This is a genomic window from Streptomyces sp. NPDC054047, from assembly GCF_055585065.1.
Map to the genome: position 1 here is coordinate 1,434,887 of NZ_JBVJKV010000001.1, position 12,167 is coordinate 1,447,053.

The 12,167-nt window shown below is 72.0% G+C and carries 7 protein-coding genes; 4 read left to right on the forward strand and 3 right to left on the reverse strand.

All coding sequences use genetic code 11. The annotated features are described in order from the left end of the window. Window positions 1-192: 192 nt before the first annotated feature. The 3 genes from prfB to ACZ6ZP_RS06515 all read right to left on the reverse strand — a co-directional run bounded on the left by prfB (window position 193) and on the right by ACZ6ZP_RS06515 (window position 4,681). Entirely contained in the window at window positions 193-1,299 is a 1,107-nt protein-coding gene (gene prfB, locus ACZ6ZP_RS06505; RefSeq protein WP_351170974.1) for a peptide chain release factor 2, read from the reverse strand. A gap of 349 nt (window positions 1,300-1,648) precedes the next feature. Then, complete coding sequence (locus tag ACZ6ZP_RS06510; RefSeq protein WP_351170971.1) at window positions 1,649-2,884, reverse strand: serine/threonine-protein kinase; 1,236 nt, start codon at window positions 2,882-2,884, stop codon at window positions 1,649-1,651. A gap of 141 nt (window positions 2,885-3,025) precedes the next feature. Continuing rightward, complete coding sequence (locus tag ACZ6ZP_RS06515; protein ID WP_351170968.1) at window positions 3,026-4,681, reverse strand: serine/threonine-protein kinase; 1,656 nt, start codon at window positions 4,679-4,681, stop codon at window positions 3,026-3,028. 414 nt (window positions 4,682-5,095) lie between these two features. On the opposite strand from ACZ6ZP_RS06515, the gene ACZ6ZP_RS06520 reads away from it, so the two are divergent. The 4 genes from ACZ6ZP_RS06520 to ACZ6ZP_RS06535 all read left to right on the forward strand — a co-directional run bounded on the left by ACZ6ZP_RS06520 (window position 5,096) and on the right by ACZ6ZP_RS06535 (window position 12,165). Continuing rightward, window positions 5,096-8,305 carry an FHA domain-containing protein gene (locus ACZ6ZP_RS06520; RefSeq protein ID WP_469405716.1) on the forward strand — a complete coding sequence of 1,070 codons (3,210 nt, stop codon included), beginning with the start codon at window positions 5,096-5,098 and terminating at the stop codon, window positions 8,303-8,305. A 233-nt stretch (window positions 8,306-8,538) separates the two neighbouring features. Further along, on the forward strand, window positions 8,539-9,933 hold the full coding sequence (locus ACZ6ZP_RS06525; protein WP_361469498.1) for an ABC transporter substrate-binding protein: 1,395 nt from the start codon (window positions 8,539-8,541) through the stop codon (window positions 9,931-9,933). A 4-nt stretch (window positions 9,934-9,937) separates the two neighbouring features. Then, a complete protein-coding gene (locus ACZ6ZP_RS06530) occupies window positions 9,938-11,287 on the forward strand; it encodes a carbohydrate ABC transporter permease (RefSeq protein ID WP_383822293.1) in 1,350 nt (449 codons plus the stop codon). Next, on the forward strand, window positions 11,284-12,165 hold the full coding sequence (locus ACZ6ZP_RS06535; RefSeq protein ID WP_351170960.1) for a carbohydrate ABC transporter permease: 882 nt from the start codon (window positions 11,284-11,286) through the stop codon (window positions 12,163-12,165). The genes ACZ6ZP_RS06530 and ACZ6ZP_RS06535 overlap by 4 nt, the downstream gene beginning before the upstream one ends. Window positions 12,166-12,167 lie beyond the last annotated feature (2 nt).

The window sequence follows — 12,167 nt, forward strand, 5'->3', positions numbered from 1 at the left end:
CCCACAGATCACACGCGCCCCAGAGATACGCATGCCGCTCGCGAGCCTTTCCGGTTTCCACAGCAACGTCAAGGTCGTTGCGCGCGCGATGTCTGAAATAGCAGCAGTTGACCGGCGTACGGAGATGTGACTGTGACGTAAAAGGCAACTGCCGCCTCGTGGGCGGCAGTTGCCTTGTCGATAAAGCGGCGCTTACTTCTCCTGCTGCTTGCGCCAGCGAATTCCCGCTTCGAGGAAACCGTCGATCTCGCCGTTGAACACGGACTCGGGGTTGCCCACCTCGAACTCCGTTCGCAGGTCCTTCACCATTTGATAAGGGTGCAGGACGTACGAACGCATCTGGTTGCCCCAGGAGTTGCCGCCGTCCCCCTTGAGGGCGTTCATCTTCGCCTGCTCCTCCTGGCGGCGGCGCTCGAGGAGCTTCGCCTGGAGGACGTTCATCGCGCTCGCCTTGTTCTGGATCTGCGAGCGCTCGTTCTGACAGGAGACGACGATGCCGGTGGGCAGGTGCGTCAGGCGGACCGCGGAGTCGGTCGTGTTCACGCCCTGGCCGCCGGGGCCCGACGAGCGGTAGACGTCGATGCGGAGCTCGGACTCGTCGATCTCGATGTGGTCGGTCTGCTCGACCACCGGGAGGATCTCGACTCCGGCGAAGGAGGTCTGGCGACGGCCCTGGTTGTCGAAGGGCGAGATGCGCACGAGACGGTGCGTGCCCTGCTCGACCGAGAGCGTTCCGTAGGCGTACGGGACCTGGACGGCGAAGGTGGTCGACTTGATGCCGGCCTCTTCCGCGTACGAGGTCTCGTAGAGCTCCGTCTTGTAGCCGTGGCGCTCGGCCCAGCGCAGGTACATGCGCTGCAGCTTCTCGGCGAAGTCCGAGGCGTCCACGCCGCCGGCCTCCGCCCGGACGGTGACGAGCGCCTCACGGGCGTCGTACTCACCGGAGAGGAGGGTGCGGACCTCCATCTCGTCCAGCGCCTTCTTGACGGCCGTGAGCTCGGTCTCGGCCTCGGCGCGGGTGTCCGGGTCGTCCTCCTCCTCGGCCATCTCGAAGAGCACGCTGAGGTCGTCGATACGCCCGCGCAGGGCCTCGGCCTTCCGTACCTCCGCCTGGAGGTGACTCAGCTTGCTGGTGATCTTCTGTGCCGCTTCGGGGTCGTCCCACAGGGACGGCGCCGCCGCCTGCTCCTCGAGCACGGCGATGTCTGCCCTCAGCTTGTCGAGGTCCAGGACGGCCTCGATCGACTCCATGGTCGAGGAGAGGGACTTGAGCTCTTCGGATACATCGACGACTGCCACGGGTCCAGCCTAACGGCTGAGCGCAAGCGGTCTTTCCTCGCGGCTACGGGGGACGGGGTTGCCGCCCCGTCGCGGGGCGGGGCGGCCTTGGCGCGTCTCGCCCCTGCCGGTCGGCCGGGGGATTTCCGTGCCGCCGCTTCGCGGCGGATGTCTCCCGCCCACCCACCCGAGCACCCCGCGGTGGGCGGGGTGGGCAGGGTGGGCAGGGAGTGCGGGGAGGGCGGGGAGGGCGGGGACGGCGGGACGGCGAGGACGGCGAGGACGGCGAGGACGGCGAGGACAGCGAGGACAGCGAGGACAGCGAGGACGGCGAGGACGGCGGGGACGGCGGGGGCGGCGGGACGCGAGGTTACGGGGGCGTCGGGGACGAGTTCTTGGTGTCCTGGGGCGTCGCGTCCGCGTCGTCGCCGTTCGTGGCCGCCCAGGTGCCGATGCCCGCCGCCGCCACCAGGACCGCTCCCGCCACGCCCAGCGTGATCCTGCGGCGGCGGGCCGACGCGCGGTGGCGGGCCGAGCCGGGGCGGGCCGCTCCGGAGGCGCGGGGGGCGCGGGCCGTGCCCCGGGCGCCGCCGGCGAGCTCGTCCGGGCCCGGGACGCGCATGGAGGTGTGGGTGTCGCGGTTCGAGTCGGGGGCGGCGCCGGGGACCAGGGGCACCGCTCCGCGGCGCGGGGCGCCCGGGGTGGGCTCCGGCGCGGGCTCCTCCTCCGTCTCCTCCGCCTGCGGCTCCGTGTCCGGCTCGTCCACGTCCAGCGGCGGCATCCCCGCCACCAGCGGCTGGAGCTCCCGCAGCCGGGCCGCGAGCTCCGATGCGCGCAGGCGGGACGCCGGGGCCTTGGCCAGGCACTGGACCATCAGCTGCCAGAGCTCGTCCGGGATGCCGGGGAGCGGGACCACCGTCTCCGTCACGTGGCGGCGCAGGACCGCTCCCGGGTGGCCGCCGCCGAAGGGGGTGAAGCCCGCGAGGAGCTCGTACAGGACCGTCGCGAGCGCGTAGATGTCGACCGCCGCACGCGGGGGCAGGCCCTCGATGATCTCGGGGGCGAGATAGTCCGGCGTACCGATGATCTTCGTCGCGCGGGTGCGGCGCGGGGAGTCGATCAGCTTGGCGACGCCGAAGTCCGTGAGGAGGGCCGGGTGCGAGCCGCCGGGGCCCAGGGGGCCCTGCATGTCCAGGAGGACGTTCTCCGGCTTCACGTCACGGTGCACGATCTGCGCCGCGTGCGCCGCCGCGAGGCCGTCCGCGACGTCCGCGACGATCGCCACCGCGGCCTCCGGGGCGAGCCGCCGCTCGCGGTCCAGGCGGGTGCGCAGGTCCGTGCCGCGGACCAGGTCCATCACCAGGGCGAGGTCGTTCCCGTCGACCACCAGGTCGTGGACGCCCACCACGCGCGCGTGGTCGAGGCTGAGCAGAGCCGTGCGCTCCTGGACGAAGCGGCCGACGAGCTCCTGGTCCGACGCCAGGTCCTCGCGCAGCAGCTTGATGGCGACGGGACCCTCGGGTCCCTCGCCCAGCCACACCGTGCCGGCGCTGCCCCGACCAAGGATCTGGTGGGCGGTGTACCGGCTGCCGATCTTGCGTGCCAAGACTGCTCCTACGGATGCGTGTTGGCGACAAAGCTACGCGGCCTCGACGCCAACCTTCACTCCAGGAGCAGAAATCACCCCGCAGGTGTCGACAAATCCCCAGAGTCGGGAAGGGATTCGCCCGTCACCGGGCGCGGGCGGCTAGTTGCCGCTCACTTTCCCCATCCAGCCGGCGACCGTGTCGTACCAGTCCGTCAGCTGTTCCCAGTAGCCCTTCGTCGTGCCGATCCACTCCTGGAGCGGGCTCAGCTCCCAGACGAGCCAGCTCGCCACGAAGAGGATGATCAGCGTGAAGAGACAACCCTTGAGGCAGCCGAGACCCGGGATCTTCATCCGGTTCGGGTTCGAGCCGCGCTGCCTGGGTTCCCTGGGCTCACGCGGCGGGCGTCCCGCGGGCGGCTGCTGGGGCGGCGTCTGCTGCGGCGGCGCGTACTGCTGCTGGGGCTGGGGGGCGTACTGCTGCTGCGGACGCTGGGGCTGGCGCTGCTGCTGCGGCGCGTACTGCTGGGGGCGCTGCTGCGGCTGCGGCTGCTGCACCTGGCGCTGGGGGCGGCGACGGCGCAGCGGGTCTTCGTTGGGGTCCAGGTACGACTGGACCTGCGTCTGTTCGTTGCGGTCGCGGGCCGCCCGCATCTGGTTCTGCCAGGGGTGCGGGTCGTTCGGGTCGGTGCCGGGCCGGTTCGGCGGCACCGGCGGCATGACGGCCGTCGGGTCGGCCGCGCCGCGGCTGCCGCTGGGGAGCACGGACGTGGGGTCCGCGTCACCGGCGCCGCCGGTGCTCTGCATGACGCTCGTCGCCGCGTTCGGATCGAAGGACCCCGCGTTGTTCGGCAGCACCTGGGTGGGGTCGGCCGCGCCCGCCGTGCCCGGCACCATGGCGGGGTCCGGGTCGGGCATGAGGAGGGCGCCCACGCCCTCCGCCGCGGCGATCTGCGCGCTGGACGCGTGCACGCCGACGCCGTCCGCGACGGCCCGCAGGCCGCGCGCGAGGTTCTCCGCGCTGGGACGGTGGTCGGGGTTCTTGCTGAGGCAGCGCTCTATGACCGTCCACAGCGGGTCCGGAACCGTGGAGGGGCGGCGCGGTTCGGCGCTCAGGTGCTGGTGCAGGACCTCCAGGGCCGAGCCGCCGCCGAACGGCGGACGCCCCGTGACGAGCTCGTACAGGAGGATGCCCGCGCCGTAGATGTCGACCGCACTGGTCTGCGGGCGTCCCTCGGCGGACTCGGGCGCCACGTACGCGGGCGTGCCGACGAATTCGTGGGTGCGGGTCAGGCCCGGGGAGTCGGCCAGGCGCGCGATGCCGAAGTCGGTGAGCATCGGGTGCATCGCACCGTCGGCGTCCTGCTTGAGCAGCACGTTCGCTGGCTTCAGGTCGCGGTGCACGACTCCGTCCGCGTGACTCGCGGCCAGGGCGTCGGCGATCTGGGCGGTCAGGAGGGCCGCCGCGACCGGCGTGAACGGGCCGTTCTCGCGGAGGTAGCGGTGCAGGTCGGGGCCCTCGACCAGGTCCATCACGAGGGCGAGGAGCTCTCCCTCGACGACGAGGTCACGGGTCCGCACGATGTTCGGGTGCGTGAGCCTGAGCAGGACGGAGCGCTCGCGCAGGAAGCGCATCACGATGTCCGCGTCGTTGGCGAGCTCCTCCTTGAGGACCTTGATCGCGACGGTCTCGCCGGGCTGGCCGGCAACGGCCGCCTCGGCACCCGCGGTCTCGCGCTGGCGGGCTCGCCAGACGGTGCCCGTGGCGCCGCGCCCGAGCGGCTCCTCGAGCAGGTACTTGCTGCCTACCGGCCGCACGTCGTGCTCCCTGCTGATGGCTGGTCTGTCCGGACCCGGCTACCCGCCGGAGGGTGTTCCGACCCACTCTAATGCCGCCGAACGGGGCATCGGCCGGTCACTTTCCGACCCGGCCGCCGGTGGCCGGACAGCTGTTCGGTGGAAAGACGCACCACTGGGGCCGTTGGTTGCCGATGGGCGGCGAATTGACCTTCGCCATCCTGCGCCGACCGGCGATCGCAACGGTCCAAGCAGGCACTTTTCCGAGCAGAGCCGACCAATCAAGATCACTTACTGGTGGCCGCCGGGCGTGTTGTCAGTGGCAGGTGCGAAGATGCCTACCTGTTACTGGCCGACATGGCCGTGTGCGGTGGGGGGAATCACAGCGCGAGTCCCCGTGCCCTGCGGCAAGGGCAGAAGGGACCGCTGACGGCGATGCAGATCCGGCTGACCGTCCTCGGGCCGCGCAGCGGCCAGACCGCCGAGCCCCAAGGCCGCCATGTCGTGCCGCGCGGCGCCTGTGACGTGCTGGTCACCGCGCCTCCCGGGACCGCTCTGGCCACCGTCGCCTCCGGTCTCGCCGCCGCGGTCGCGGGCGGCGACGGACCGGTCGTCCTGTACGCGGAGTCGGAGCGGCTCGACGCCCAGCGCTGCACCCTCGGGGAGCCCCCGCTGATCGACGGAGCGGTGCTCTCGCTCGGCTCCCCCGCCGAGCCAGGACCCGAACTGGCGGGAGCCGCCGCCCAGTTGCACGTGGTCGCGGGACCCGACGCGGGCGGTGTGCACCTCCTGCACGGCGGCCAGATCCGCGTGGGCCGCTCGGCGGACGCGGACGTCCCGCTGGACGACCCGGACGTCTCGCGGCTGCACTGCGCGGTGACGCTCGCCCCGGACGGCCAGGTGACCGTCACGGACCTGGGGTCCACGAACGGCACGACGGTGGACGGCCGCGAGATCACCGACCGCCCGGTGCGCCTCTCCCCCGGCTCCCTGCTGCGGCTCGGCGAGTCCGCGCTGCGCTTCACCGCCGGGGACGGCACGGGCGGCGCGCTGCCGACGGCTGCGGACGGCGAGGGGCACGTGCGCGTGCGGGTCGCCGCGAGCGCCGAAGCTCCCCGGAACGACCCCCGGAGCACTCCCCCCGAAGCGGGCCGCGCACCCTCCGAGGGCACCCACCACGCGTACGGCTCGGCGGGCTGGGGCGCGGCGGGCGAGGGCACCCAGGGCGGCACGTACGGAACACACGGGGCGTACGGCCGGGCGTCTCTCACCGACGGACCGCTCGTGCCCCAGCAGGGCGGCGCCCCGGAGGCCGAGAGCCACCGCACCGGCACCCCCGCGCGCGGGACGACCGTGCCGCGCGGCCTGCGCAAGCGAAGCGGCCTCTCGGCCTGGGCCCGGCGGCTGACGGGCGCCCGTGACGACGCGTACGGACCGGGCGAGCCCGAAGACGACGCGTACGACACCGGGAGCGGCGCCGCCGCCCCGGAACCGGCGGGCCCCACCCCCGAGGACCTCGCGATGGCCGCCGCCGCGCGCACCCCGGAGTCCTGGCCCGACCCGGCGTCCCTGCTGCTCACGGCGCTCGGTCCGGGCCCCCGGCTCTGGGAGCGCGGACCCGGCCACCCCGAGGCGCTCGCGGTCCGGCTCGGCACGGTCGACCGCGCGAACCCGGACGAGCGGGGCCTGCTGCCCGCCGTCCCCGTGACGGTCAGCCTGCGCGAGGCGGGCGCGCTCGGCCTCGCGGGACCGCGCGAGCGGCTCACGGGCCTGGCCCGTTCCGTCGTCGCCCAGCTCGCGGCGCTGCACTCCCCCGACGCCCTGGAGATCGTGCTGCTCAGCACGGACCGCGCACGGCCGACGCCGGAGCGCGCCGCCGAGTGGTCCTGGCTCGGCTGGCTCCCGCACCTGCGGCCCACGCACGGCCAGGACTGCCGCCTCCTCCTCGCCTACGACCGCGACCAGGCGGCCGCGCGCACGGGAGAGCTGCTGCGGCGCCTCGACGACCATGTGGCGGACAGGTCGGCCGCCGCCGCGACCGCCACCGACAGCTCCGCCGACGGGCCCGCCGTCGGCTCTCCGGACGCCGGGCCACGCACCGTCGTCGTGGTGGACGGCGATCCCGGGTCCGCCGGGCTGCGCGACTCCGTGGTGCGCCTGGCGCGGGAGGGTGCCACCGCCGGGATTCATGTCGTCTGCCTCGCGGAGACCCCTGCCGCGTCACCCGCCTCCCCGGTGTCGGCCACGTACGAAGCCGCCTGCTCGGTGTCGCCCGCCTTCCGCGCCTGCGGTGCCGTCGCGCTGCTCAGCGGCGACGTGGCCACCGCGCTGCGGCTGCTGCGGACCGTGGACGGACAGCCCGCGGGGTACGGAACGGTCGCCGCCGTGGACGCGGTGTCGCAGGCCTGGGCCGAGCGGTTCGCCCGCGCGCTGGCGCCTTTCCGCACGGACGGGGCGCCCGGCGAAGGGCACGCGCGCGTGTCCGCTCCGTTGCCTCAGATGGCGCGGCTCCTCGACGAACTGGGGCTCGCTCGGGCCACTCCCGCGTCCCTGATGGCGCGGTGGGCCGCCGCCGCCGATGATCCCGAGGCGTCGGGCGGGCGGGCCTGGACGGTGCTCGGGGCGGGGCCGCGCGGTCCCGTGGTCGTGGACCTCGCCGCCGAGGGCCCGCATCTGCTGGCCGAGGGCCCTTCGGGGAGCGGTCGTACGGAACTGCTGCGGTCCATCGCCGCCTCGCTGGCCGCCGCGGAGCGGCCGGACCGGCTCGGCATGGTCCTCATCGACGGGCGGGACAGCACCGGCAGCGCCGGCAGCGGGACGAACGGCGGGAACATACGGCTGGTCGAGGGCCTCGCGGTCTGTACGGACCTGCCGCACGTCACCACGCATCTCGCCGCCAACGACCCCGTACGGATGCGGGAGTTCGCCCAGTCGTTGACCGCGGAGCTGAAGCGGCGGGCCGAGCTGCTGGGGCGGCTCGGGTTCGCCGAGTGGCACACGCAGGTGCCTTCGGCCGCGGCTGCGTCCGCACCTCCGGCCGGTGGGGGCGGCGGCGATCTCGATCCGCCGCCGAGTTCCACGATGCGGCTGCGGCCCGTCGCCGCCGCCCGCAAAGGAGTTGAACCGGGACCGCCGCTGCCTCGGCTCGTCGTGATCGTCGATGACTTCGACGCGCTGCTCTCGCCCGCGCTGGGATCGCCGGGGCGGCCCGCGGCGGGGTCCGTCGTGCGGGCGCTGGAAGCGGTGGCTCGGGACGGGGAGCGGCTCGGGGTGCATCTGGTCGCCACCACCGCGCGTCATGAGCGGACTCCTGAGACGGAGTTGGGGCGGCGGGCGGCGCTGCGGGTCGTCCTGGACGCGGTTTCTCCCGGGCCGGATGAGCCTGCTCCCGGGCGGGGGGAGCTTCGGACCGCCGAGGGGCGGGTGTGCCCCTTCCAGGCGGGGCGGGTAACGGGGCGGATTCCTCGTACGTCCACGTTGCGTCCGACGGTTGTTCCTCTGGAGTGGGAGCGGATGGGCGACCCTCCGACCCGCCGGCCCGTCCGTGAACTCGGCAACGGACCCACGGACTTGGCCCTCCTCGCCAGTGCCCTGGAGCGGGCCGCGCGGTCCGTGTCCGCGGATCAGGTGCCGTCCCTGTTGTGAACCCGCGCCGTGCCGCCCTGCGGAACGCCTGCCCACAACGGGGACGACTCGACCCGCCTGCCCACGACGGAGACGGCGTGCCCGCGGTGCGCGAGCGGACCCGCAGCTCATGACGGCACGTCACAACGCCATCACGATCACCCAGTTGTCATGGTTGGCGCTCTTGCCGCCTCTCCCCGGGCGGGCGTAGACAGACCGCACGGGACTCGTCAGGGCAGAGAAACGGGGCAGTGATGCGCAGCAGTCTTCGAACACGCAGGGCACCGCAACACCGGCGTACCACAGCCAAATTCGCCGCGGCCTTCGTCGCGGGCGCGCTCGCGCTCACCGTCACCGCGTGCGGTGGCGACGACGGCGACGACAAGGACGGCGGGGACAAGGGCGGCGGCAAGGAGAGCGCCGCGGCGGTCAAGCTGCCGAAGCTGGACGGGCAGACCGTCTCGGTCGCCGCCGTATGGGGCGGCTCGGAGCGGAAGGTCTTCCTCAAGGTTCTCGACGAGTTCGAGAAGCGGACCGGGGCCAAGGTCACCTTCGTACCCGCCCAGGACCCCATCATCAGCTTCCTGGAGTCGAAGGTCGCGGGCGGCTCGCCGCCGGACGTCGCGATGCTTCCGCAGGTCGGCGCGATCGAGCAGGCCGTGGAGAACAAGTGGGCCAAGCCGGTCGGGCCCGAGGCGCAGAAGCAGCTCGACAAGAACTACGCGCAGGGCTGGCAGGACCTCGGAGCCGTCGACGACAAGCAGTACGGCGTGTACTTCAAGGCCGCCAACAAGTCCCTGGTCTGGTACAACACCCAGGTCTTCGACAACGCGGGCGCCAAGGAGGCCAAGACCTGGGACGACTTCGTGAAGACGGCCCAGACCGTGTACGACTCCGGCGTACCGCCGATCTCGGTCGCGGGCGCCGACGGCTGGACCCTCACCGACTGGTTCGAGAACATCTACCTCTCGCAGGCGGGCCCGGAGAAGTACGACGACCTGGCCGAGCACGAGATCAAGTGGACGGACCCCTCCGTGAAGGAGGCGCTGACCACGCTCGGCGAGATCTTCGGCAAGAAGGGCTTCGTCGCGGGCGGTGCGGACAAGGCGCTGCAGACCGAGTTCCCCGCCTCCGTGAAGCAGACGTTCACCGGCGGCGACCAGCCCAAGGCGGGCATGGTCTTCGAGGGCGACATGGTCTCGCTGCCCATCTCGGAGACGAAGGCCGAGATCGGCACGGACGCCAAGGTGTTCCCGTTCCCGGCGGTCGGGGACGAGTCCCCGGCAGTGGTCGGCGGTGACGCCGCCGTGGCGCTGAAGGACAGCAAGGGCGCCCAGGCACTGCTGACCTTCCTCGCGTCGCCGGACTCGGCCAAGATCTGGGCGGAGGCGGGCGGCTTCGTCTCGCCGAACAAGGAGCTCGACCTGGCGGCGTACCCGAACGACGTGCAGCGGGGCATCGCCAAGGCCCTGATCGCGGCGGGCGACGACATCCGCTACGACATGTCCGACCAGGCCCCGCAGGCCTTCGGCGGCACGCCGGGCAAGGGCGAGTGGAAGGCGCTGCAGGACTTCCTGAAGAACCCGAAGGACGTGGCGGGCACGCAGAAGGCTCTGGAGACGGCCGCCGCCGCGGCCTACAAGGACTGACGCGATGGCGTCCGCGAACGCCGGGGGCACGCCGAACGTGGCGCTGCCCCCGGCGCCCAAACCGCGCAAGAGCGTGACCGGGACGCGCAAATCCGTGGCGGTGCTCTTCCTGGCACCCGCCCTGGTGCTGCTCGGCGCGCTCGTCCTCTACCCCATCGGGTACTCCGTCTTCCGCAGCTTCTTCGACAAGTCGGGCGACTTCACGGCGTTCGGCAACTACAAGACGCTCTTCACGGACGACACCATCCTGACCGCGATCAAGAACAACGCGATCTGGGTGGTGGTCGCCCCGACGGTCGCGACCGGTCTCGGCCTGATCTTCGCCGTGCTCACCGAACGAATCCGCTGGGGCACGGCGTTCAAGCTGGTCATCTTCATGCCGATGGCGATCTCGATGCTCGCGGCCGGCATCATCTTCCGTCTCGTGTACGAGTCGGACCCCGACCGGGGTGTGGCCAACGCCGTCATGGTGGGGGTGCACGACACCTTCGTCGAGTCGTCCGCCTTCCCGCAGGCGCATCCCAGTACGCAGTCACCGCTGAAGTCGGCGGGCAAAGGCGCCTTCATCACCCGCAAGCCGGTCAGCGTGGGCACTCCGGTGGTCCTGCCGCTGACCGGTGTCGCGCCGGACGACATGCCGGACGGCGCGAAGTCCGCCGCGGCCGCGGAGCCGGACCCCGACAAGGTCACCGGCACGGCCTGGCAGGACTTCACGCGCGGCAAGGGCCGGGGCGAGGTGAACGCGCCGGACAAGGCCGAGTTCGGCTATCCCGGGATCAAGATCGAGGCCGTCAAGGACGGCAAGGTGGTGGCATCGGCCAAGGCGGCGGACGACGGCACCTTCGCGCTTCCCAAGGAGGCCGACGGGGCCCAGCTCCGCTTCCCCGAGTCGAACTTCCGCGAGCCGTACAACGGCGTGGACTGGCTCGGCCCCTCCCTGATCACACCGGCGGTCATCGGCTCGTACCTGTGGATCTGGGTGGGCTTCGCGATGGTCCTGATCGCGGCCGGTCTCGCGAGCGTGCCGCGTGAGCTCCTGGAGGCCGCCCGCGTGGACGGCGCCAACGAGTGGCAGGTGTTCCGCAGGATCACGGTGCCGATCCTGGCGCCGGTGCTCGCGGTGGTGGCGGTCACGCTCATGATCAACGTACTGAAGATCTTCGACCTGATCTTCATCATCGCGCCGAACTCCTCGAAGGACGACGCGAACGTCCTGGCGCTCCAGCTCTACAACTCCGCGTTCCTCGACAAGGATTCGGGCGTGGCGAGCGCGATCGCCGTACTGCTCTTCCTCCTCGTGATCCCGGTGATGCTCTTCAACGTGCGGCGACTTCGGCGGGAGGCTCGGCGATGACCACCCAAGTCGAAGTGGTGAAGGCGAAGCAGTCGCTCGGCGGGCGGATCGCCTCCGTCCTGAGCGGCAGCCTGGTCCGCGTCTTCCTCGTGATCGTCGGGCTCTTCTGGCTGGTGCCGACGGTCGGTCTGCTGCTCGGCTCGCTGCGCACGTCGGCCGACATGGCGGAGAGCGGCTGGTGGAAGGTCTTCACCACGCCGTCGCAGATGACGCTGGACAACTACTCGAACCTGCTCAAGGACGAGACGATCACCGACTCGATCCTGTCCAGCATCATGATCACCGTCCCGGCGACGCTGCTCGTCGTGATCATCGGGTCCCTCGCCGGATACGCCTTCGCGTGGATGGAGTTCCCGGGCCGCGACTGGTGGTTCCTCGGGGTCGTCGGGCTGCTCGTGGTGCCCGTGCAGGTGGCGCTGCTCCCGGTGTCGAAGATCTTCGGCGCGATCGGCATCTTCGAGACGACGATCGGCGTGGTCGTCTTCCACGTGGCCTTCGGGCTGCCGTTCGCGATCTTCCTGCTGCGGAACTTCTTCGCGGAGATCCCGCGCGAACTCCTGGAGGCGGCACGCCTGGACGGAGCCGGTGAACTGCGGCTCTTCTTCCGGGTCGTGATGCCGCTGGGCGCTCCGGCGATCGCCTCGCTCGGCATCTTCCAGTTCCTCTGGGTCTGGAACGACATGCTGATCGCGCTGATCTTCGCCGACTCCCAGAGCCCGCCGATCACGGTCGCGCTCCAGCAGCAGGTGCGCTCCTTCGGCGACAACGTGCAGATCCTGGCGCCCGGCGCGTTCATCTCGATGGTGATCCCGCTGGCCGTGTTCTTCGCGTTCCAGCGGCAGTTCGTGTCCGGCGTGATGGCGGGCGCGGTCAAGTAGCG